At 53.8% G+C, this 22,547-nt stretch carries 22 protein-coding genes, 1 tRNA gene and 1 pseudogene; 5 read left to right on the top strand and 19 right to left on the bottom strand.

Annotation, left to right across the window (positions count from 1 at the left end; genetic code table 11):
• Nucleotides 1-35 precede the first annotated feature (35 nt).
• From ACKGJP_RS14620 to ACKGJP_RS14610, 3 genes are all read right to left on the bottom strand, one after another.
• Nucleotides 36-905 carry a carbohydrate ABC transporter permease gene (locus ACKGJP_RS14620; RefSeq protein WP_409346355.1) on the bottom strand — a complete coding sequence of 290 codons (870 nt, stop codon included), beginning with the start codon at nucleotides 903-905 and terminating at the stop codon, nucleotides 36-38.
• 27 nt (nucleotides 906-932) lie between these two features.
• Nucleotides 933-1,901, bottom strand: coding sequence for an ABC transporter permease (locus ACKGJP_RS14615; RefSeq protein WP_409346354.1), 969 nt, complete (start codon nucleotides 1,899-1,901; stop codon nucleotides 933-935).
• A 350-nt stretch (nucleotides 1,902-2,251) separates the two neighbouring features.
• Nucleotides 2,252-4,579, bottom strand: coding sequence for an AraC family transcriptional regulator (locus tag ACKGJP_RS14610; protein WP_409346353.1), 2,328 nt, complete (start codon nucleotides 4,577-4,579; stop codon nucleotides 2,252-2,254).
• Between the two features lie 299 nt (nucleotides 4,580-4,878).
• Between ACKGJP_RS14610 and ACKGJP_RS14605 the strand changes: the two genes are divergently transcribed.
• Both ACKGJP_RS14605 and gluQRS read left to right on the top strand, forming a co-directional pair.
• Nucleotides 4,879-4,955: transfer RNA gene (locus ACKGJP_RS14605), tRNA-Asp, on the top strand.
• Between the two features lie 114 nt (nucleotides 4,956-5,069).
• Nucleotides 5,070-6,044, top strand: a complete 975-nt coding sequence (gluQRS, locus tag ACKGJP_RS14600; RefSeq protein ID WP_409346352.1) for a tRNA glutamyl-Q(34) synthetase GluQRS — start codon at nucleotides 5,070-5,072, stop codon at nucleotides 6,042-6,044.
• Nucleotides 6,045-6,079: 35 nt separating this feature from the next.
• On the opposite strand, the gene ACKGJP_RS14595 is transcribed toward gluQRS, so the two are convergent.
• From ACKGJP_RS14595 to ACKGJP_RS14570, 6 genes and pseudogenes are all read right to left on the bottom strand, one after another.
• A complete protein-coding gene (locus ACKGJP_RS14595; RefSeq protein WP_409347164.1) occupies nucleotides 6,080-6,553 on the bottom strand; it encodes a helix-turn-helix transcriptional regulator in 474 nt (157 codons plus the stop codon).
• Nucleotides 6,554-6,823: 270 nt separating this feature from the next.
• A pseudogene (locus tag ACKGJP_RS14590) lies at nucleotides 6,824-7,207 on the bottom strand (hypothetical protein); the annotation flags it as partial.
• Complete coding sequence (locus ACKGJP_RS14585; protein WP_409347163.1) at nucleotides 7,090-7,404, bottom strand: ABC transporter permease subunit; 315 nt, start codon at nucleotides 7,402-7,404, stop codon at nucleotides 7,090-7,092. The gene ACKGJP_RS14585 and the pseudogene ACKGJP_RS14590, both read right to left, overlap by 118 nt.
• On the bottom strand, nucleotides 7,353-8,078 hold the full coding sequence (locus ACKGJP_RS14580) for a hypothetical protein (RefSeq protein ID WP_409346351.1): 726 nt from the start codon (nucleotides 8,076-8,078) through the stop codon (nucleotides 7,353-7,355). The genes ACKGJP_RS14585 and ACKGJP_RS14580 overlap by 52 nt, the downstream gene beginning before the upstream one ends.
• A 253-nt stretch (nucleotides 8,079-8,331) precedes the next feature.
• Entirely contained in the window at nucleotides 8,332-9,450 is a 1,119-nt protein-coding gene (locus ACKGJP_RS14575; RefSeq protein WP_409346350.1) for a citrate synthase, read from the bottom strand.
• Between the two features lie 108 nt (nucleotides 9,451-9,558).
• Nucleotides 9,559-10,461, bottom strand: a complete 903-nt coding sequence (locus tag ACKGJP_RS14570; RefSeq protein ID WP_409346349.1) for an AraC family transcriptional regulator — start codon at nucleotides 10,459-10,461, stop codon at nucleotides 9,559-9,561.
• Nucleotides 10,462-10,850: 389 nt separating this feature from the next.
• On the opposite strand from ACKGJP_RS14570, the gene ACKGJP_RS14565 reads away from it, so the two are divergent.
• The gene (locus tag ACKGJP_RS14565) at nucleotides 10,851-11,645 is read left to right on the top strand and encodes a sugar phosphate isomerase/epimerase family protein (RefSeq protein ID WP_409346348.1); all 795 of its coding nucleotides are present in this window, start codon (nucleotides 10,851-10,853) and stop codon (nucleotides 11,643-11,645) included.
• Nucleotides 11,646-11,955: 310 nt separating this feature from the next.
• On the opposite strand, the gene ACKGJP_RS14560 is transcribed toward ACKGJP_RS14565, so the two are convergent.
• The 3 genes from ACKGJP_RS14560 to ACKGJP_RS14550 all read right to left on the bottom strand — a co-directional run bounded on the left by ACKGJP_RS14560 (nucleotide 11,956) and on the right by ACKGJP_RS14550 (nucleotide 14,099).
• Nucleotides 11,956-12,435: a DegT/DnrJ/EryC1/StrS family aminotransferase gene (locus tag ACKGJP_RS14560; protein ID WP_409346347.1), complete on the bottom strand. Its 480-nt coding sequence runs from the start codon at nucleotides 12,433-12,435 to the stop codon at nucleotides 11,956-11,958.
• Nucleotides 12,436-12,578: 143 nt separating this feature from the next.
• On the bottom strand, nucleotides 12,579-12,965 hold the full coding sequence (locus ACKGJP_RS14555) for an MmcQ/YjbR family DNA-binding protein (RefSeq protein ID WP_409346346.1): 387 nt from the start codon (nucleotides 12,963-12,965) through the stop codon (nucleotides 12,579-12,581).
• A 132-nt stretch (nucleotides 12,966-13,097) separates the two neighbouring features.
• A complete protein-coding gene (locus tag ACKGJP_RS14550) occupies nucleotides 13,098-14,099 on the bottom strand; it encodes a rod shape-determining protein (protein WP_409346345.1) in 1,002 nt (333 codons plus the stop codon).
• Nucleotides 14,100-14,409: 310 nt separating this feature from the next.
• Between ACKGJP_RS14550 and ACKGJP_RS14545 the strand changes: the two genes are divergently transcribed.
• Both ACKGJP_RS14545 and ACKGJP_RS14540 read left to right on the top strand, forming a co-directional pair.
• Nucleotides 14,410-14,751, top strand: coding sequence for a hypothetical protein (locus tag ACKGJP_RS14545; RefSeq protein ID WP_409346344.1), 342 nt, complete (start codon nucleotides 14,410-14,412; stop codon nucleotides 14,749-14,751).
• Nucleotides 14,735-15,199: a hypothetical protein gene (locus ACKGJP_RS14540; RefSeq protein WP_409346343.1), complete on the top strand. Its 465-nt coding sequence runs from the start codon at nucleotides 14,735-14,737 to the stop codon at nucleotides 15,197-15,199. The genes ACKGJP_RS14545 and ACKGJP_RS14540 overlap by 17 nt, the downstream gene beginning before the upstream one ends.
• Before the next feature lie 111 nt (nucleotides 15,200-15,310).
• On the opposite strand, the gene ACKGJP_RS14535 is transcribed toward ACKGJP_RS14540, so the two are convergent.
• The 7 genes from ACKGJP_RS14535 to ACKGJP_RS14505 all read right to left on the bottom strand — a co-directional run bounded on the left by ACKGJP_RS14535 (nucleotide 15,311) and on the right by ACKGJP_RS14505 (nucleotide 21,130).
• A complete protein-coding gene (locus ACKGJP_RS14535; RefSeq protein WP_409346342.1) occupies nucleotides 15,311-16,264 on the bottom strand; it encodes a phospho-N-acetylmuramoyl-pentapeptide-transferase in 954 nt (317 codons plus the stop codon).
• A 184-nt stretch (nucleotides 16,265-16,448) separates the two neighbouring features.
• A complete protein-coding gene (locus ACKGJP_RS14530; protein ID WP_409346341.1) occupies nucleotides 16,449-16,943 on the bottom strand; it encodes a glutathione peroxidase in 495 nt (164 codons plus the stop codon).
• An 89-nt stretch (nucleotides 16,944-17,032) separates the two neighbouring features.
• Nucleotides 17,033-17,662, bottom strand: coding sequence for an ABC transporter permease (locus tag ACKGJP_RS14525; protein WP_409346340.1), 630 nt, complete (start codon nucleotides 17,660-17,662; stop codon nucleotides 17,033-17,035).
• 18 nt (nucleotides 17,663-17,680) lie between these two features.
• The gene (locus ACKGJP_RS14520; RefSeq protein WP_409346339.1) at nucleotides 17,681-18,577 is read right to left on the bottom strand and encodes a glycine betaine ABC transporter substrate-binding protein; all 897 of its coding nucleotides are present in this window, start codon (nucleotides 18,575-18,577) and stop codon (nucleotides 17,681-17,683) included.
• Nucleotides 18,578-18,599: 22 nt separating this feature from the next.
• Nucleotides 18,600-19,274, bottom strand: coding sequence for an ABC transporter permease (locus ACKGJP_RS14515; RefSeq protein WP_409346338.1), 675 nt, complete (start codon nucleotides 19,272-19,274; stop codon nucleotides 18,600-18,602).
• A complete protein-coding gene (locus ACKGJP_RS14510) occupies nucleotides 19,271-20,497 on the bottom strand; it encodes a betaine/proline/choline family ABC transporter ATP-binding protein (RefSeq protein ID WP_409346337.1) in 1,227 nt (408 codons plus the stop codon). Before ACKGJP_RS14510 ends, ACKGJP_RS14515 begins: the two co-directional genes overlap by 4 nt.
• Before the next feature lie 102 nt (nucleotides 20,498-20,599).
• Nucleotides 20,600-21,130, bottom strand: coding sequence for a DUF2179 domain-containing protein (locus tag ACKGJP_RS14505; protein WP_409346336.1), 531 nt, complete (start codon nucleotides 21,128-21,130; stop codon nucleotides 20,600-20,602).
• Nucleotides 21,131-22,547 lie beyond the last annotated feature (1,417 nt).

Here is a 22,547-nt window from a genome sequence, read left to right as displayed (position 1 = left end):
GACCCGGGCTCGGTCCATGCTACACCCTCATGAAATCAGCCTTTTAAGGAGCCGACGAGAACGCCTTTGACGAAATATTTTTGCAGGAACGGATATACCAGGACAATCGGGATCACGGTAACCATAATCGTCGCCGCTTTGATCGTTTCGGGATTCGCGACAAGGAGCGGATCGTCGAAGGAGTTGACGTCCATGACATCCTTCGAGCCCAGCAGCACGATTCTTCGCATGACGACCTGAAGCACTTGCTTATGCGAATCGGTCATATAGATCAGGCTGTCGAACCATGCGTTCCAGTGCGATACGGCCATCCAGAGCGAAAGCGTCGCGATAATCGGCATCGAAATCGGAATGATGATTTTGAACAAAATGACGATCTCGTTGGCGCCGTCGATTTTGGCCGATTCCTCCAAGCTTTCCGGCAGCGCCATAAAGAAATTGCGGGCGATGATGAGCGAAAACGCGCTGATCATGCCGGGCAGCACAAGAGCCCAAATGCTGTTCATGAGACCCAAGCTTTTGACGAGCAAGTAGCTTGGAATCAGCCCGCCGCTGAAGAACATCGTAAAGACGATGAACGCGGTCCAGAACGTGCGGTGCGGAAAATATCGCTTCGCCAGCGGATACGCCGCGAATACGGTCGCGCATATCGATAGCGCCGTTCCGAGTACGGTCCGCGTTACCGTGTTGATGAAGCCGCTTAATATGAAGTCGTTCGTGAGCACCTTATCGTAGTTGGCCCATGTCACCTTCGGCGGAATGAGATTAATGTTGGTGAGCTTGATATCCCCCGTGCTGAACGAGAGCGACAACAGGTACAGGAACGGATAAACGGTCGTCAAGCATAACGCTATCATGAAAATCGTATTGAGCACATCGAACAGATTCGTCTTTTTATCGATCATGGCAGACCCCACCTTTCCCTGTGCGGCTTACCATAAGCCGTATTCGTTGAATTTCTTCGCAAGCGCATTGGCGCCTAAGACAAGCGCGAAAGCGATGATGTTTTTGAACAGCCCGACGGCGGTCGAGAAGCTGTACTGCATGTTCACAAGACCGACTCTGTACGTATAAGTGCTGAGCACATCGCCCACTTCCATGACCGCGGCGTTGTACAGGTTGAACACTTGGTCGAAGTCGTCGTTGATCAATCGTCCTATCGCGAAGATGAGCATGATGGTAATGACAGGCGCCATTGCAGGCAACGTCACATAGCGGATGCGGTGATACCGGTTGGCCCCGTCCACGGTAGCCGCTTCGTGCAGCTCCGGGTTGACCCCCGTAATCGCGGCCAGATAAACGATCGTCCCCCAGCCGAGCTCCTTCCAGATGTCGGTGATGACCAGGACGGAACGGAACCATTCGGGACTGCCGAGAAAATAAATCGGTTTAAAGCCGAGCGCCTGCAGCACGATATTGATCGGACCGATCGACGGGGACAGAAATTGAATCGCAAGACCGCCTAGCACGACCCATGACAGAAAATGCGGGAAATAGCTGATCGTTTGCACCGTTTTCTTAAAAAACGCAACGCGAATTTCGTTAAGCAAAAGCGCGAACACAATCGGCGCGGGGAACCCGAATATGAGTTTAAAGAAGCTGATGATCAGCGTATTGCGAAACACCTGCCAAAAGCTGCCCAGCGCGAACAGTTCGCGAAAATGATCGAAGCCGACCCACGCGCTCCCTAGGATGCCCTGGCTGAATTTGTAGTTTTTGAAGGCGATCAGGATGCCGTATATCGGCATGTAATGGAAGATAAAATAATAGACCGCCGCAGGGAGGAAGAGCAGCGTTAAATATTTGTACTTCCAGTAGCCGCGGAACGATCGGATCAATCTGCTGTTTCCGATCGGATTGCCTCGGCCCGGAAGCGTTTTCGAAGCAAGGGGACGATTCATAAGCTGGCGCTCCTTTCTGATTTCGGTTTCTCTGTTGGTATCCGTCATTCACTCGTTTTCTGCGTCCGCCATCCGCTTTCCCCGTCATGTCGTCCGGCTCCCCAAACATAGCGGATAACGGCGCCGAGCAACAATAACAAATAGATCAGATTATAGAACAACTTTCAGATTGCCCCGTTTTTGGCGGTACATCATTCGTCAGATTATAGAACGGGGCCGGGCAATCGGCTTATGGCTCGCGGACGTTGGCATCGGCCTGCCCCCAGCACGAACCCCCCGATTCGAAAAAAACGTGCACGGGAAAGCGATCCAAGCGGATCGAGCTTCTCCGGACACGTTCCTGCGCTGTCCTATTGATTTGTCGTATAGTTGAATTTGTAAGCCTTCGGCGTAACCCCGTAAACTTCCTTGAACTTCTTGATGAAATAAGCCGGCGTGTTGAAGCCGACGCGGTTTGCGATTTGCTCCACGTTCAGATCGGTTGTCTTGATCAGCTGCGCCGCCGCCTCAATGCGCCGCTTGTTGACGTAATCGACAAAATTGACGCCCGTTTCTTCTTTGAACAGCTGGCTGACATACCTCGGATGCAGGCTCACGCGTTCCGCCACGATCTGCAAGCTGAGATCCTCCGCCAGATGCTCCTCGACGTAACGTTTGATCTCGCCGATCGATTCCCCCGATTTATTGCGGCTTCGTTCCTCCACGAACCGGAACGTCTGCTCCGCCGCCTCCAGCAGCCACGCCTCGAACTCGCGAATGTCGGCGATCGTCTGAAATTGCTCCATAAGCCGCTCGCCGATCACTTCACTCGACTTCAGATGCATGTCTTTGATATATTGCCGGTACAGTCCGACCCACTGCTTCCATTTCTCGTGACCGTATTCTGCGGTAAATCTTCCCGCTTCCAGATGACGGACGAAATCCGACAACGTTTCCTTCAGAACGGAGAGATCCCGTCCCTTGAGCGCTTCCGTAAACGCCGCTTGCATCGCTTCCGGTATTTCCTCGTGCGCCGTTCCTTTGATCCCGTAATCCGCATGCGCGAAAAACACCGTATCCGGGCGAAAAAACCGCTGCTCGATCGTGTCTTGCGCCTCCCGGCAGGAAAGATACAGACGGAGAGGTCCGACCACCCAGCCGCCCGATGAAGCGGCCAGCCTGACCCGGAACTGCTCGCATCCGAACGCGGAAAGCCGTTCCGCGATACCGCGCAGCAGCTCGTCCTCTTGGATCCGGCAGTTGACGATCGCCGAAATATCGGTTGCGGAGGAAGAAATGGCCGAGAAGGAAATATCGCCCGTTCGCATCTGTTCCAGCTCGCGTATAAGGTTATAGACGACAACCTGCCGGTTTTCTTCGCTGAGCGCGCTCATGTCGCGTTCGTCGATCCTTACCAGCAGCACGGAATAGAACGGCTCCGTCCAGTCCAGCCCGAGAAAACGCAGACGGTCCGACAGCTCCGCTTCCTGCGTGATGGTTCGGTTCAGCAACCCGAAGACGAGGTTATGCCGGATGATCGGAATGTTTTCGGATACCGTCGCTTCCAGACCGCTCATTTTCACCGAAAGGTTGGCCACAAAGTCGTCGATCTGCTTGTACTCGTTCTCATGCTTGCCCGGCGAGGCCGGGAAAGACGTGTTGAACAGGCTTTTGACCGTATGTAGTAGCGCTTTTAAAGGCATATACATACTTGAGGTCAGCACTCTGGAAAAAATAAGACCGAGCCCGATCGCAGCCAGACAGACGAAAACAAGTGTTCTTTGGATCGCAGCCGCCTTGCGGTTATACTCGTCCGTCGGTGTCGCCTGAACGAGCAGCCAGTCCGTAGTCGGTATTTTCGTATAGGAGACCAGCGCGGATACGCCCCCGATCCAATCCGAAAACTCCCCCTTCTCGCTGCCCCGCATGTTCGCCAGCAGCCTCATTCCCTCATCCGTGCCGATTTCCGCCTCCGGATTTCCCATCGAAATGATTCGCCCGGACTCGCTCATGATCCACAGCTGCCCTCTATCCGTTTGGTCCGTGGACCGGATCATCTGATAGAAAGCTTCCGCTTTCAAGTTAACGGAGATGAAGCCCTTCGCCTTCATCCCCATGGAATAGTAAGGATAGCCGCCTACATACGAGACGACATCGGCGGCGAAAGTGTCCGAGGTCGTGCTGACCGGCACCTTGCGCGTTTCGAGCCATATCGATCCCGTATCCGCACGGTTCATTCGTTCGATCCAGTCCGTGCTGACCGTGACTTTATCGGGCAAGCTGTCCAGGAGCGCAAGTCCGTGGTTCGAGGAAATGATCGCGTTGCTTCCGCGGTAATAAACGGAGACCGACTCCACCTGGTTCGGATTCAGCGCAACCATCGCCCGTAAATATTGAAGAATTTCTCCCACCCTCGCGTGATTCCCCGCCACCGGATTGTCGAACAAATAATGCACATCCGCGTTCGTCGCCAAATCCGCGAATATTTTTTCGGCTTTCTCCAGCAGGTTCACCTGCAGCTGTTCGCTCGTATGGGTCAGCATGCGGGAGTGAACCTTCTCCACCTCATCATTCAAGCTCGAAGTAAAAAAGAGGTAAGAAGTTGCGCCGACTGCGACCGTCGTCACTAACAGCAACGCGGCGTAGGATAGAAAAAGCTTGGCATAGACGCTTTTGAAACGGACGGATGGCAGCTTCAATCCGTATCCCCCTCTCTCTTGTACCAGATTCCAAGCGGCAGAAACTGTAAACGCTACCAATATATAAGGAAGCCGAATGCAATTTATGACTACAACGCAAAACGATCAATATACTGAACTTGGTTCAACCTAATAATAGTGGAACCGTTTTTTTGTTGTCAATCGTTAGTTCGCTATGCACCAAGAATCGAAGCTTTTTTCAAATAACAGTTGCGCAACAATCCAATACGTGCTAATATATCACTTGTGTCCACGAGAGACTGCTTGGACGCCTTGCTTACGAAGTAAGCACAATATGTGGAGCTGTGGTGTAGAGGCCTAACATGCCTGCCTGTCACGCAGGAGACCGCGGGTTCGAATCCCGTCAGCTCCGCCATTTTCTTTACGAAGACCTATAACGCCAACATCGAGCAGGGACGCCGTCCCTGCTCGTTTTTCCGTACGTATACCGATAAACTCATGCATCATTTCTCGAAAGAGGTTGAATGCCATGACTAACTCCGTCGTTCGCGGGCGATTCGCCCCGACCCCTTCCGGCCAGCTTCATATCGGCAACGCTCGCACCGCCCTGCTCGCCTGGCTGCAAATCAGGCATGCCGGCGGGCAGTTCGTCCTGCGCATGGAAGACATCGATGCGCCTCGCTCGCGTCCGGCATACGCCGAACAAATTATGGAGGACCTGCGCTGGCTCGGGCTGAACTGGGATGAAGGCCCGGATACAAGCGGCCCTTATGGACCGTACACTCAAAGCGAGCGCGCCGAACGGTATGAGCATGCGATGGCCCGTTTGCTTGAGCAAGGCGATTTGTATGCTTGCTATTGCAGCCGCTCCGAGCTGCAGGCGATCGCAAGCGCGCCGCACGGCCTCGAATCGGAGGGTCCCGTTTACCCCGGAACCTGCCGCCTGCTTGCCGAGAGCGAACGCAACGCCAAAAAGGCGCTTAAGGCGCCTTCTTTCCGTTTTGCGCTCCCGGAGAAGCCCATCCGCTTCGAGGACATCGTCGCCGGCGGCATGCAGTACGAAGCCGGCGCGGGCGGCGACTTCGTCGTGAAGCGAGCCGACGGTATCGTCGGTTATCAACTGGCCGTCGTCATCGACGACATCGCCATGGGCATAACCGACGTGCTTCGCGGCTGGGACCTGCTCGACTCGACGCCGAGGCAGCTGCTGCTTTACGAAGCGCTCGGGCACAAGCCGCCCCGCTTCGCGCATGTACCGCTGCTCTATGCGCCGGACGAGCAGCGGCTCTCCAAGCGGCATCAGGCGGTGGCGGTGGCCGGCATGCGCATTGCGGGAACGGCTCCCGAGCAGATCATCGGCTGGCTCGCTTACCTCAGCGGGCTGATCGGCCGGCCGGAGCCTCTGCAGGCAGCCGATCTTATCGACGGCTTCAGCTTGGACAAGATCGGCCGGGAGCCGGTGACGCTCAGTTCGGCCATGCTGCGCGAACTAGCCGGAGAATGAGGCTGGGCGCTTTAGTACAAGGGGCTCCAGCTTCACTATGAGTCCGCAATCGAATCCCGGAACTGTCCCGGCGTCAGGCCGGTATGCTTTTTGAACACGCGAATAAAATTTTTCGGCTGATAGCCGACCTTCTCCGAAATGTCCGTTATGGACAGCTCCGTCTCACGCAGCAAGCCCTTGGCCCGCTCCAGCCTATGCGAGGTCAAAAACTCAATAAACGACACGTCCATCGTTTTCTTGAACATTTTGCTCAAATAGTGCGGGCTCAGGCCGCAAATCTCCGCGCATTGGTCAAGCGACAAATCGTACTGGTAATTCGTTTCGATGAAAGCAACCACCTTGCCGATCAGCCGTTCGTTCTCCTGATTGCGCTTGCCATGAACGAAGCCGACGATCGGCCAAACCAAGCTGATCCTAACCCATTCGTTCAGTTCCGGAAGCGTATGGTATTTTCGCAATTCGGCATACGGATCGGTCCGGTTTTCGCCAAACAGCCTTTCCTCCTGCATGCCGAGCATATAAGCCGACCGAATCGCGCTGGTCACAAGCTGGTTATAGGACATCGTAACAAGCTCCGGTTTCGCCAGCGCTCCTCGCATGATATTTGAAAACTCGCCCAGCATCCGCTCCGCTTCCTCCCCGTCACCAACCTGTAGCGACTGCTCGAAATGCGTTTCGATCTCTAACGGGTAGCGGAACGGAAAGTCGGAATTCATCATGCCGCTCGTAGGGCTCACGACCTGATTGCCGCCGACAATGATTCGGGAACGAACAGCTACCGATGCCTGCCTGAACTGTTCCGGCAGCTCTGCGATCACATCGGTACCGTCACTCATCCCGATCGTCACGGTCAGCTTCAAATAACCCGCAACAGTAGTTCGCAGCGATTCCGCAAACATTTTTACTTCATGTTCCCTGTCTTCGCTTTCCGGAGAATCGCACCAAAGCCATAGGGCCACTTGATCATTGAGCAAATCTATGACGATTCCTGCCTTATTCTTCTCTTCTAGCATATGCTGGGCGACGTTACGGATGGCGAAAACGATCAATTCGTTGTCCGCCTCGTCAAAGCTGCCCCCTCTCCCGGTCTTGTCGTACGCGACGACAAGCACGGTATGTTCGCCTTGATCGGGCAGATCGTAGCGGCGCAGCATAAGGGCAAGCTGCTCGTCAGAGTAGTGCATAAAATGTCCCTGCAGCAGCTGCAGCGCGAACGTCCCGCGTGCTCAAAGCCGACGTCCATCACTTGACCGAGCCGCAATATAAGAAGAACGACGATCGTGCTTCGGATACCCGGCAGCGTAATATTCACCATTTGCTTCCAGCGGTTAGCGCCATCCACACGTGCTGCCTCATACAGCTCCTGATTGATGCCGGCCAGCGCAGCCAGGAAGATGATCGTACCCCAGCCCGCTTCCTTCCCACGACCTGCGCTGTCAACATGAGCCAAAACATGTTCGGCTCTGTCAGGAACGCGACAGGCTTGCCGCCCGCTTGGGTTATTATGTTGTTAATGATGCCGCTTCCTTGACTGAAAATAAGGAAACAGATCCCGACGATAACGACCCACGATAAGAAGTGAGGCAAATATACGATCGTCTGCACGATTTTCTTGTAAAGCAAGTTCCTCGCTTCGTTAAGCAGCAGCGCCAACACGATCGGCAGCGGAAAGAAAAACAAAATGTTCAGCAGACTGATCGCCATCGTATTGCGGAACAACAGGAAGAAGTCCGGGCTAGTGAAGAATTCGTGAAAATATTTGAGGCCGACCCAATCGCTGTGCCAGAACCCCATAAAAGGCGAATAGTCCTGAAAAGCGATCGCAAGTCCCCAGAGCGGGGCGTATTTGAAAACAAGAAAAAACAGCAGCCCCGGCAACGCGAGCAAATATAAGTATTTATCGCGTTTGATCGCTGCGGCCCAGCCTTGCGGCAAATATTGTTCGCGTACTCCCGGCGTCTGCACCCCTCCCGAAGCGACGGCCGCTTGTACATGCGTTTGCCGTCTTTTTTTCTGAATATGCGTTTGCGGCAACTTGCTCCCCCCCTTATCCGTTTGTCATGCCAACATCGCATAACCGAATCCTACCGAAACGCGGACGCTGGCTCAATGACCAATCCTTGTGCCGACTGTTTATCGTTTGGCAATAAATGCGGATAAGGGTGAGCGCGAACCTATGCGAACGCAAAAAAACCGCCGGCAGCTTACCTGCTGCGGCGGTTTGCGTATTCTCATTTCTTGACTGCCAACGAGCGGACACAACAAGAAATGGGCATTCTCTGGCATCCTATCGGTTGCGTGTGAGTCCTTCTTCGTCCGGCATCGGCCCCACATAGACCGACTGCGGGCGGAATATCCGGTTGACGCGCGATTGCTCCAGCACATGAGCAGTCCATCCTACTACGCGCGCCGCCGTGAATGTCGGCGTAAACAGCTGCGGCGGCATTTCGACCGCACGCATAACGGCCGCTGCATAAAACTCGACATTCGTATGCAGCTTGCGTTCCGGCTTGTATTCGGCCAGCAGACGGACAGCCGTCTGCTCGGCATGCCGGGCGAGGTCAAGCCACGGATCGCCTCCGGATAGCGCCGCCGTTACGTCTCTGAGCGCTTCGGCCCTCGGATCCAGCGCTTTGTAAATCCGGTGGCCGAAGCCCATCAGCCGCTCCCCTTTCTCCAGTACCTCACGCATATGCGATTCCGCCCGCTCCTTTTCGCCGATATCCTCCAGCAGCTTGATTACGCCGGATGGCGCGCCTCCGTGGAGCGGACCTTTCATGGCTCCGATCGCTGCGCTCACCGCTGAATACAGGTCCGATTCCGTCGAGGAAACGACGCGCGCCGCGAATGTGGAAGCGTTCAAGCCGTGCTCCATCGCCAAAATCATGTAAGCGTTCATCGCCCGGACATGGGCCTCGGAAGGCCTGCGCCCGAACAAAAGTCTCAAATAGTAGTCCACATGCCCGCTTTCGCCGTCCGGCTCCAGCCAAGGCAACCCATTCTCCTGGCGGTAACGGTAAGCAATAACGACAGGCAGCAGCGCCGTCAAGCGAATCGCCTGTTCGGCCGTCGGCGGCCAAGCCGAACCGCTTTCGGAAAGAGAAGCGACGGCAGCCATCAGGACGTTCATGATCGGCGTTTCCTTCGGCATCGCGTCCAGCAGCCCTTTAAGCTCCGGCGTCAGTCTTCTATGCCCTTCAAGCTGCTTTTTAAGCTTCTGCAGGGCGGATTCGTCCGGCAGCTCGCCGTACCATAGCAAATGCGCCGCTTCCTCGAACGAACAACGAACCGCCAAATCCTTCGCCCGGTAGCCCCGGTACACCAGCTTGCCTTCGGCTCCGTTCACATATCCGATCTCCGTGTCCGCCGCAACGATTCCTTCCAATCCCGTAACCTTGGCTTTCAACCCGACCGCCTCCTCATGAATGCTCTTGTATCTTGATGGGATTATCATAACAAGGTTTTTCGATAAACAAAACATCGATTTTTATATCAAATATATAAATTAATTTTATCAAACATCTCTCCCCTTCTCGTGATTTCGGAACTGCAAAGGGGATATCCCCGCCATAGAGCGGAACATCCGGCTAAAATGGGCAGTCGACGAGAAACGGAGACGATGGCCGATCTCTTCGATACTCCAGCTTGTCGTCTGCAGCATGTGCTTCGCTTCGCGTAACCGCTTCTGCTGGGCGTAATCGGAGGGCGAGACGCCGTAAACCGTCTTAAAGCATTGATGCAAATGCGTCCGGTGAACGTTTAATTGCCTCGCCAGCTCCGCAATGCTGACACGTTCGTCCTCTCGCTCTTCGATCAAACAAGCCGCTTCCCGTGCAAGTCTGATCTGCGACGGCTTCGCTTTGGATGAAAGCAGCCCGCTCCTCCCCGCATTCAACAGAAATGCAGTCAACAAGCCAACTCCCTCCAGCAAGCTCGAGTGAATGTTCAGCAGCAGGACGGACCGGTCCAGCGACTTTTTCAAGTCGTCAGCCTTCTTCGCTGCAGGTTCATCCGCTCCCATAGTTCCCAGTCTTTCGCCGAACCGGGTCAAGAACTGCTTCACCCAGCGATATACATGCGCGTGCTCATTCACGCGAATGACCGGCTCTTCCGCCAGTTGAAAAATCAAATCGATTTCGTCAATCTCCACCTCGAAATGAAAATCGAAATAACGGCAGTCGACCGACGTTTCCGTTCGATGATAAACATCCGATTGGATCATGACCGCATCTCCCGGATTCAGCACAATCGGCTGTCCGTTCACCCACTGTTTGATTTCGCCTTCGATGCAGCAGAGAAACTCGAAATAAGGATGCCGGTGATTCGGGTACGACCACCCCGCTTCTCTGCGGGCATACTCCATCCCCGGTATCCGGATGGCGCTGTACAGATTCGGCAGCGCAAACATGCTTTCCATTCGATCAGCCCCTATGCGCACATTGAAACCTATTGATCTATTGTGACTACAAATATGCAATTTTTCAAGACCTGACGAAATGGCGTCACTTCATTTAAAGTGCTACGATGAACTTATCAAACCGTTCCGTACCCTATAAGGAGGAATACGATATGGCAATTTCAAGGATTGTCATGGACAAGCCTGAGGAAACGGACGGTCGACGAATGGCATGTTAGTCCGGTCTCGCCGGCGGTGCTGGCACGCAGGAAGCTTGTGCGCCGAAGCACCGTTCGTTCCGAAGCCGTGATGGAGAAAGCATAGCCGAAGTGGCCTCCTGCCACCCTGGCTTAGGAGCAAATAATACCGAAACGATAACATCGGGATCACCGGAGGGAGCGGACGAAATCATGATAGTCAAGCTGTTTAAATCATTATGGGGTATGGAGGAGCTCTCCTACCGCGAGAGCTTCGCGTTAATTGCCGAAGCAGGCTATGCAGGCGTCGAGTCAGGCGTTCCCGCACCCGAGCACGTCGGCGAATTCAAGGAGCTCCTGGACGAATACAAGCTCGAGTATATCGCGCTTATTTCCACTTCCGGCAATCATGGCGAAACGTTCGCGCTCGGACTGGAACGGGCGGCTGCGATAAAGCCCCTGCTCGTCATCTCGCATAGCGCGCGCGACTGCATGCCGTATGAGGAACAATTGCAATTTTTCCGGCAAGCGCTGGAGGCCGAGCGCTCCGCAGGCGTCCCGGTCGGGCATGAAACCCACCGCCGCCGCGCCATGTTTACGCCTTGGTCGACGGCTCAGCTGCTGCGCGACCTGCCTGAGCTGAAAATTACGGCCGACTTCAGCCACTGGTGCTGCGTGTGTGAATCGCTGCTGGAGGATCAGACCGATGCGCTGCAACTGGCATTCGAGCGGACGCTGCACGTTCACGCCAGGGTCGGCTATGCGGAAGGTCCGCAGGTACCGCATCCGGCGGCTCCCGAATACGCGCGCGAGCTCGAAGCGCATATGGCATGGTGGCGTCAAATCGTCCGGCTCCGCGAACGCAGCGGCTTCGCCTATACGACGGTGACGCCCGAGTTCGGCCCTCCCGGCTACATGCATACGCTGCCGTTCACGAATCAGCCTGTCGCCGACCTGTGGGACACCTGTTTATGGATGGCGAAGCATGTGCGAATGAATTTCGAATGACGAACTCAGGGGTATTCCGAAAGCGGCAAAAAAACGCTATCGGAATACCCCTGTTCGTATCATAGGGACAACCGGCGAAATTCAGTTGGCCTTGGTCGTTATTAAGTGCCGGTAGCAGCAGGAGATGGGCATTGCCGCACACACTTTTAGATTGAAATGTTGTATGAAATGCAGCATTCTACCGATATTCATTGCCCCAAAGAGCACAATGTTGTAAAAAATGCAGCATTTCGAGCAAAATGGGCTCAAACCGCCCTATATTCGGCAGATATGCTGCAAAATTTACAACATTTCATTGACGAGCCCCCACTTAGCTCCAAAATATTGTAAAACCTACAACAATTTTAGGCTGGAATTGGGAGGACAATAGTTTGGCTTTTTCGCCGGATAGCAGCACATGCTGCCCCAGCCAAACGACTTCCTTCTCGCTCACCCGCTCGCTTACCGGACAGGAGTCAATCCGCTCCGCCCCCGTCAGCTCCCGCACGCCTTCGATAATCGCTTCATTGCGGTTTAGCGAGAAATACCCGGCATTGACGGGAATGCCTTCCACCTGCAGCTTAAGGATAAAATCGGCTTTCCCGATGCGCCCCGTCCGCGCAGGATCGATTCGGAACATATAGAGATGATGGGCATGCCGCGTAACGCGGTCATCTCGGGCCGGCGGCATAATGCCGACTATTTCCCCCAGCAGCTCATCGAGTAGCGCCGCACTCCGTTCCCTTGCCCGCATCTGCTCCTCCAGCCGCGTCATTTGCGCAAGCAGCAGGGCCGCCTGCAGTTCCGTCATCCGGTAATATTGTCGTGTTCAAGACGACCACGAGCTTGTCGCCAAAAGCGTACCGGCAGTCCATGCTTCCCTTGAAGACTAGCTTGCCGCAATGCAAAAAGCACCGGAACGGCAGTTCGTCCGATGCTTGATTCGCATGCGTGTTATCCCAAATTCTGTTTGCTCAATAGCCGCTTAGGTGCGCTGCGGCCATATCCTTCGCGGACGAGGCTTTCAAGCTCGCCCCAGTCGCCAGGCTCGGCGTTGCGTATCGATACCCAGCCATGCTGCCCGATATAGGGCGTCTTGAAAAACTTCCCTTCCTGCAGCAGCAAAAATTCCTGCGTCGTCTTTGCCGTCTTGATCGACATCGAAGCGACGCCTTGCTCGTTTTCGCCCAGCATGACGAAGGTTTTGCCGTTCACGCGGAAGGAGGTATGGCCGAAGCCGTCAATCGCTTCTTCCACCTCCAGCAGCCGCCCGCATATTTCCCTGACACGGTGCAGCATGTCCAAGCTGGCCTTCGATTGCAGCTGATGTTCGTGTCCCATGCGCCGATTCCTCCCGCTTCGTCCGTTTACGGTAAGCTTTCGACGAGAAGGCCGGCAATTCCTCCATAAGCTGTCGATTTCGTTCGCTATTAGAAGCCTGGCCTATTATCGTCCAGTCCCCCGCATGTCCTGCTAAGAAGCCGTTCTTATTTTGCCGCCGATTATTTTGCCGACGCCGAGCACGGTGCATTCCAGGGGCTGCTCCGGCAAGTGGAACGGCACACCCGTTTCCATTTGCAAACGCTGGCCGAGACCTTGCATCATGGCGCCGCCGCCGCACAGCGTAATGCCCCGTTCGATAAGGTCGCCGGCAAGCTCCGGCGGACATTTTTCCAGGGTGATCCGGATCGAATCCGTAATCGACGTAAAAAAAGTGTCCAGCAGCTCGAAAATTTCGTCTGCGCAAAGCGTAATGCTCCTCGGCAGCCCCCTTACGAGATCGCGCCCTTTCACGTCGATACGAACGTCCTCCTCCGGCAAGACGGCGGACGCGATTTTGATTTTAATGTCCTCCGCGGTACGCTGGCCGATTTCGAGGCTGTACGCTTTTTTGACGTATTCGATGATATCCTGGTCGATCGACATGCCGCCCCTGCGAACCGAATGGCTGACGACGATGCCGCCGAGCGAGACGACCGCCACCTGGCTCGTACCGCCGCCGATATCCAGAATCATGCTTCCGGTCGGCTCGTTGACGGGAAGCCCCGCCCCCCAAGCCGCAGCAAGCGGCTCCTCGATGACCATCGCTTTTCGCGCTCCCTTGTGGATGACGGTCTCTTCTACCGCCCTGCGCTGCACGTTCGTAATCCCGCAAGGCACGGCGATGCATACCTGGGTTCCGCGAAAAAAGAGGCGCGAGGACTGGATTTTGCCGATAAAATGTTTCAGCATCGCCGAAGTGACGTCAAAATTCGCGATTACCCCGTCCTTCAGCGGATGAACGACCTCCAGACTGCCCGGCGTTCTCCCGATCATCGCCTCCGCTTCCACCCCGAAAGCGACAATGTTCCCGGTTTCCGTATTGATCGCGACCACGGACGGCTCCTGCAGCACAATCCCCTTGCCTTGCTGGTATATGAGTGTATTGGACGTACCCAAATCGACGCCGAATAGCTGATCGAATCCTTTAAACATGGCGTTGTTCCCCTTTCCAAAGCGGTTTACTGGCTTGCTTACGTATACATATTCTCCGTCCGCTTCCCTTTTCTGGGGGCAGAAGCGCTTCCAATATCTAGCTAAACCGTAACGTCTTCCGCAAATCCCTCCGCAAAATGTGACATTTTTCGAGACTCCCCCTGAAAAAGTCCTAGATATACGAAGGTTTTAGTATCCCGCCCTGTCGCCAGCTAGCCGTTGTTTATAAAGCCCGTTTCTGAATAGCGGTCTTTGAAAAACAAGCGCTAGTGATGAACAAAAACCGGTATAAAGGAGGGTGAACGCAGCCATGAAAGCATCGGCTTCCGTACTTCGCTCGAAATGGAAAAAGTGGGAGCAATCCGTTACCAAGCTGATTTCCGACAAAACCGACAAGACCGAGGATTTCGCGGTCGAGCTTGAACCGAAAATGTATGAGCAGTGCGTCCGCATGGCCGGGCAGCACCGCGTATCCGTCGACGCGATCGTCAATCACGCCCTGGAGCAGTATATCGCCGGCAAACCGACCGACTACTATGGCCGCGCAACGCTTGAGCAGAGGGACCGCAATCCGCTCTTTCAGCTCGATGCTCTGATCAGCAGGAAAAACAATATGAACGATGGTGAGTATATTCATGAATCAAATGCATAGCGATCCTTTTCAACAAGCCGTATTTCTGGACGAGTCCGCGCTCAAAGCGTATATGAATCCGGACGACCCGAACTATTTGAAAGCCCGCTCCGTCTTTCACGAATTGGACGATATGGAACGCCGGCTCGTCACGACGAATGTCGTCATTTTCGACGTCCATCAATGGCTGAAGCAAGCATGCAGCTACACCGAAGCCGAATATTTCATCAACACGATCGACAAAGCCGTCGCATTGGACAAGCTGACCATTGTGTCCGGCTCCTCCGTTATCGAGAAAGAATCGCGGCAGCTGCTGATCGATTGTCCCCAATTCGAGTTATCGTTGAACGAGGCGATGACTTCGATCGTCATGATCACGCACCAAATCAAACGTATTTTTACGTTCAACCGGAGCTATTCGGCCCTGACGCAAATGTTTACCGAGATCAAGATTATTCCTAGCTGGTAATACGCGTGAATAAACGTACATAGCGGCATGTCCATTTATGGGACTGTTCCAAAGAAAAAGGAGCTTCGCGATTCGAATCGCGAAGCTCCTTTTTTGTTGCCGTATGTATGGCTAGAGAACGAACTTCCAGAGCAGCCAGCTGATGAGTGCGGATGCCCAGGATACGAAGCCGAAAACCACGACCAGTTTATTTTCGCTCCAGCCGTATTTCAGAATGAAGTGATAATGGATCGGCGCCATTTTGAAAATGCGCAGCTTCGTCTTCTTGTAATACCATACCTGGAGCATGACCGACAGCTGTTCCGCCAAATAAACGGAAAACAATATCGGAATCAAAATCTCCACCTTCTCGATAATCGCGAGAAACGACAGCGAGCCGCCGATCGCAAGCGAGCCCGTATCGCCCATGAAAGCTCTGGCCGGATGGATGTTGTAAATAAACAAGCCGAGCAGGCAAGCGACCATGACGAGGGAGAACGTCTTCACCTCGACCGATTCGGAAATAACGAAGAAGAACATATAGCTCGGAATCGCGACGTTAATGAGCAAGCCGTCCAGCCCGTCCGTAAAATTGATGGCATTGGCGGTCCCCACGATAAACAGCGTCATGACGATGAAGTAGACGATCGGATACAGCGCGATTTGCATATCCCCGACGATCGAAATGTTCGCGTTCAGATCGAACGCCTCGAACAACACGTACAGCAGGAGTCCGGTAATCGGAAATTGAAGCAGCAGCTTTGTTTTGCTGGAGATCCCGTTCGGGTCCTGGTAGGCCGCTTTCTTGAAATCGTCCATGAAGCCGACAACCCCGAACAGCAGAAACGCGGCGCACAAAAACACCGTAAGCGGGCTCGGATGGAAGGTCAGCGTCGTTCCGATCCCCGTAAAAAGGACAAGTCCCGCCATAAGCGGCGTTCCTTTTTTAGCCTGAATGTCGGCGTACATTTCTACCCGAATCGGCTGGGTCAGCTTCAGCGTCCGCAAGCCCCATATCAAGAAAGGCGTCAGCAGCGCGACGATAAAGAAGGAAAACATCGAAATGCCGAAAATGGAATCGAGCATAATATCCCCTTATTTCGGAAAGTGTTCGTACATTAGTATACTACTACAAAAAGGACAAATATTCCTATCTTTTCGGACAAAGGAAAACGAATGCAAAGTCCGTTTCGCCAAAAAGCAAAATCCCCGTTTCGGCGGAAACGGGGCTGTACTCGTTTGCAGCGTCTATGAATCGATTCGCTTTCGGTTAAGCCAGCGCTTGGCCGGCCAACAGCTTCTCGATGTCGCCTTCGATTTCCTCTGGAAGCGTGCGCGGCGAATATTGCTTCACGACATGGCCGTTTCCGTCTACGAGGAATTTGGCAAAATTCCACTCGATATCGCCCGTATGGTAAGGAGCCGGCACATGATCGACCAAATACCGGAACAACGGATGGGCCGTTTCGCCTTTCACGTCGAGCTTCGCAAACAACGGGAACGTCACTTGATAGTTCATTTCGCAAAAGCTTTGGATTTCCTCGTTCGTGCCCGGTTCCTGATTCATGAACTGGTTGCACGGAAATCCGAGGACGGCGAAGCCTTCATCCTTATGCGTATCGTATAAGTGCTGCAGTCCTTTGTACTGCGGCGTTAGGCCGCAGCCGCTCGCCGTGTTGACGATGAGCAGCGTCTTTCCTTTATAGCCGGCAAGCGATTGGTCTCCGGATGCGATCGTTTGAACGGTAAAGTCATGAATGGACATAGGGTGGGCACCTCTTTTATTTGATTGTACACAATTTAATTTCACAAAATAATCTTACCTCCGAATCCGCAGGCTGTCAATAGCCGCTTTTATTTCCCTATTTTCACGGAACGCTGCAATCGTTCCAATGCGAAATCGGCCAGAAGCGCGAGGAGCGCGGCCGGTATTGCGCCCGCATACAGACGGGCCGGATTGTTCATATTGATGCCCGAATAGATTTCCCGTCCGAGACCGTCACCCCCGACGAGCGGAGCGATCGTCGCGACCCCGATGGCAATGACCGCCGCGATGCGGATGCCCGTCAACATAAAAGGCAACGCAAGCGGCAGCTGGACGTTCACCATGATTTGCAGCGGACTCATGCCGACGCCCCGTCCCGCTTCCATAATCGTCGGGTTCACCTGAGTCAAGCCCACATACGTGTTTCGGATGACCGGAAGAAGGGAATAAAGAAACAAACCGATGACGACGGTCGTCGCGCCAAGCCCGAAAACGACCATCAGCAGAACGAGGAGCGCCAAGCTCGGAAATACTTGAATAATGTTCGCGACCGTCAAAATGACAGCAGCCGATCTTCGGTTCCGAGATGCAAGAATGCCGAACGGAATGCCGACGACAAGCGCCATCGCGAGGCCGATGGCCACCATTGCGATATGCTGGCCGGTCAGAACGAGCAGATCGCTCCAATTCTCGCCGATATAGCGAAAGAACAACTCCATGCGAATCTCTACCTCCTTCTATTGCAGCAGGCCGACTTTCTTCAAGTATTCCTCCGCCACCTTCTTCTCGTTCCGCTTATTGACGTCGACCTCGTAGTTTAGACCGATCATCGTTTGCGCGTCGATTTTTCCGGTCAGCAAACCGATGATGCCGTTCAGCTCCGGATGCTTCGAAAGTACATCCTTGCGGATTACGGGCGAAGCGTCGTATGGCGGGAAAAATTGCTTATCGTCCTTAAGCGTCGTTAGATCGTATTCCTTCAGCCGCGCGTCCGTCGAATAGGCAAGGACGATATCCATCTTCTTGCTGGCTACGGCATTATAGACGAGCGCAATTTCCATCGGGAACGTTTGACCGAACGTGATGCCGTACACCCTTTGGAAGGCCGGATACCCGTCGTTTTCCCTCACCATCCACGTCGTATCCACGCCGAGCTTCATCGAGCCTGCCAGCGGCTTCACATCCGAGATGCTCGCCAGCTTATGCTGCTCCGCCAAATCCTTTCGAACCGTAAAGGCGTACGTGTTTTCAAAGCCGAAGGAATCGTACCATTTCAGTCCGAAATGCTTGTCAAAGCCGGTCTGGATTTGCTCGAGCACCTTTTTGCGGTCTTTTGTCGGCTCGAATGGAAAATAATTATCAAAAAGCATACCCGAATATAGCGTCGCCATCTGAATATCGTCATTCTTCATCGCATCCAGCACGACCGGGCTGGCCGCCAAATCGGGCATCACCTTCACCTTCAAGTCCGTGCGGTCCTCGATCAGCCGCTTATACATGTGCGCGATAATTTTCGGCTCGGAAAAGGTTTGCGTACCGATACGGATCGTATTGCCCGCTCCGCAGCCGCTTACGGCTGCTGCAGCGGATATCGCAAGCGACGCTAGCGCGATCAGACGTATGAAATGCTTCATGCTGCTACCCCCGTTAAGCGATTTATACCGAATTGGCCGCCGGTGCGTTTCTCGTTTTGGCCGTGATTCGTTTCTCGGCGACCCCAAGCAGGAAATCCGCCGCCAGCGCAAGCAGTACGGCCAACACGGCGCCGGTTACAATCAGCTCCTTCTTGTTGACGCCGAGCCCCGAAAAAATAAGCTGGCCAAGCCCTCCCGCTCCGATAAGCGTCGCCAGCGTCGCCCAGCTGATGATATAAACCGTGGTCACCCGTATCCCCGACATGATATACGGGAAAGCAAGCGGGAGCTGAATGCGCAGCAGCCTTTGGATTCGGCTGTATCCCATCCCCCGGGCGGCCTCCAGCACATTCGGATCGACGCTCTGGAAGCCCGTATACGTATTGCGCATGATCGGCATGAGCGAATACAGAAACAGGGCGAAGACGGCCGGCGTCCTGCCGATGCCGAGGAGAGGGATCAGAATGGCGAGCAGCGCCAAGCTGGGCACCGTCTGCAGCACATTCGCCACGGTAAAGACGATCCCGTTCAGCCAGCCTTTGCGGTTGCCCGCCAGCATGATGCCGATCGGAATCGCTACGGCCGCCCCGAACAAAATCGATAAGAACGAAATCGAGATGTGCTCCCATAGCGCCGAAACGATTTCCGCCTGCTTGGTTCCGATGTACGCCCAATACTGATTCAGCCACTCGGTCATGATTGGGCCTCCTCTTTCCCGGTGCCGGAAGCAGGGGCGGCTTCCGCCGCTTCGCTTTCCCTTTGCTTTTCCGCTTCTTCAAGCTCTTCCAGGCTCCTATCCTCCGGATTGTACATCTCGGCCAGGTGACGGACGACGCTCCCCTTCGTAATCAGTCCGAGAAATTGGCCGTTGCGAACGACGGGGACATACGGCAGCCGGTGCTCATTCATGAGGGCAAGCGCAAGCGCCATGGACGTACCGGATTCGACGACATGGGCAAAGGGCTGCATCACATCGGCAAGCCTGATATTTTCTTGCTGGTACCGGTTCAGCACGCGAAAAATGGTGGCATACCCGAGGAGCTCCCTGTTTTTGCCGACAATGATCAACGAATCGACGCGATGCCGTTCCATGAACATGATGGCTTCCGCCATTCCACGGTTCGGAGAAGCGGTTACGGGATGCAGCGCCATGACTTCGTCGACTGTCAGATCCAGCTCCGGTGACTCCGGTTCGAGACGTTTTTTGCCGATAAAGCTGGAGACGAAATCGTTCGCCGGATAGCGCAATATGCGCTCGGGCGTTCCTTTCTGCACGATTTCTCCGCCCTTCATCAGGACGATCGTATCGGCAATCTTGATCGCTTCGTCCATATCGTGGGTAACGAAAACGATCGTTTTCTTCAGCTCCTGCTGCAGCCGGATCAGCTCGTCCTGCAGTTGCTCCCTGCTGATCGGATCCAGCGCGCTGAAGGGCTCGTCGAACAAAATAATGTCGGGCTCCGCCGCTAGCGCGCGAATAACGCCGATCCGCTGCTGCTGGCCGCCGCTCAGCTCCGAAGGATACCGGTTGCTGTAAACGTCCGGATCGAGGTTCACCATGTGCAGAAGCTCGTCGACCTTCCGCTCGGTTACCTCCTTGTCCCACTTCAGCAGCTTGGGGACTACCGCAACGTTTCGAGCTATCGTCATATGGGGAAACAAGCCGACGTTTTGGATCACGTAGCCGATGCTCCGTCTTAATGCGACCGGATCGATCTGCGATATATCGCGGTCTTTAATGAATATTTTGCCCTTCGTCGGGTTGTTCAGCCGGTTAATGTGCTTCATTAAGGTCGATTTCCCGCAGCCGCTCGGGCCGATCAGGACCGTTAATTCTCCCTCGGCGAATTCCAGGTTAATATCCTTCAGCGCTTCAAACCCGTCTTCATACGTTTTGTTGACATGTTCAAATCGAATCATCCGCTCAACCCCTTATGCAAAATCCCGGCAACTTCCTATCATTTATCGTGTCCGGTTCGCCTCGCAATCATGCCGGAACCGACAATCCCGCTTCGCAAACGTTCAAGTTTTCCCGTTCTTCAGCCGCTTGGTCCAAAACCCTCCGCGAAACGCCCTCGGCTCGTAGGAAATGACGAATGCCTTCGGGGCAATTTCCTGGATCAGCTTCAGCAGATGCTTTTCCAGGTTTCGTTTGGTCAGCACCTCCATCACGAGCCGCGGGCCGTCCTTTCCTTCGGCCATCCAGTTCGTCACGCCGAACCCTTTCTCCCTCAGCAGGGCGGGCAGCGTACCGGAGCTGGTTTCGACCACGATCTGCAAAGTCGAATACCCGAGCGCGAGCCATTCTTCGATCTTGATCCCCAGCCATACCCCGCCGCCCCAGCCGATGCAATAAGCGGCCAAATTAAGCGGTTTGTCGATATTGCTCAAGACGATATTCAGGCCCATCAAGTAGGCGAAAACTTCGAACATGCTAATGAAGGAAGCCAGCAGCCTCCTCGATTTCATGACCAGAATAATGCGGATCGTAAAAAGCGACACATAGACGATGTTCATGACGACGATCGTCACAATCGTTTCCAAGCCGTTCATGCCCCTCAGCCCTTCCTGCTGCAATCGCACTGGCGGTTCTTGAACGCCATATGACAATTGTTTACCAAAATGAGCGGAATTAATAGCGAATGCTCGGGGAGCAAGAAAAACCGTCCGGAAATCACGGACGGTCCTTTGGTGCATGGCTCTACGTTTGTGCGTGTGGGAGGGAATGGGTAGGGGCTTTCAACCGCTCTTGAAATCGTGTGATCTGGAATTGGTTTTGCGGGTATCACACGATTTCAAAGGTGGCCCATAGCGAAGCTCCTTTGCAGCCCCCCTACCCATTCCCTCTGCTCTCCTTTGCTGCTTCCTGTTACGCCTTTGTTCCCAGACGGAACGCAGATGTGCTATTGGCCGCATTCACTCTCGATTTCATTGCCAAGCGGAACGGCAGTACGCTATTCGCCTCTTTTTGAATGATGCATTGGCGTTTTGCCGAAAATAACGCACTCTCGTTCCGTTAAGCGTCGATTACCGCTCGAAACAAGAAATAAGGGACTGACGTTCCGCTCATTCCTTATTAAAGTCCCATCCTGCTGCTTCTTTATGATGGGAACCCTATCCAATCTTTTACTTGAAGTTGGGAATCCCTGCACGCTTCCATACAGGAAAGATTTATACTTTCTAATTCAAGTAAGGGGAACACCATATAATTCTTTATCTTCAAGGAAAAACGGCTTCGCCGTCCTTTTAGGGACAAGCGCGTTTACCGAGATTTAGAGCGACTTCCACGATAAACTTTCTGAAAAATTGAAAAAAACGCCTTGCGTCGTCAAAGGTAAATGCTATATATCTACGCGTTGAGAAGGCGGCTTCTCACGGGCCGAATTGAGGTATACGAATCGCAAAAGGGCTGCGGCATCAAAGTCACGCCCTGCTTACACTCTGCGGTCTCCCTTAATTCCGCGAGTCATTCAAACAATCCTGATTGACCATCTCTACGTTTGGCACAACCCGCTTCGGAACAAATGCCATTGCGGATTGGTTTCTATCGCGGCTTTCGTTGAGTAAATACGGTATGTACCGTACCGATAATAACGGATTTTTGAGGCGCTATTTACTGCCGATCGGACGATTCAAACGAGATAGCGGATTTTCGCGGTCTTATTCGGCCGCTTAGCAGCAGACATAAGCCGGATATGACAAAATAACGCCTCCGAAATCCGTTATGACTCCGAACGGGGCAAGATACCATGCCATAAGCACTCTAAAGTCCGTTATTCCGGTCAAAATCGCTTTTACCGGTTACCCACGAGCTTATTTGTTTCTAGCCTTCGACGCTTTTTTCACGTCTTCAAAATCGTTGGTGATCAAACTCAACTCTTTGGTTTTCATCTTTTGCAAAATGTATGTCGGATACAAGGTTATTTTGTACTTGATTGCACGCTTCCCTATGCTGTTCATCCGACACCTC

Origin of the sequence: Paenibacillus litoralis (assembly GCF_046244365.1) — a bacterium.
Taxonomy (GTDB): domain Bacteria; phylum Bacillota; class Bacilli; order Paenibacillales; family NBRC-103111; genus Paenibacillus_V.
The sequence above is the reverse complement of the archived record's forward strand: the minus strand, read 5'-3'. Positions and strand labels throughout refer to the sequence as shown.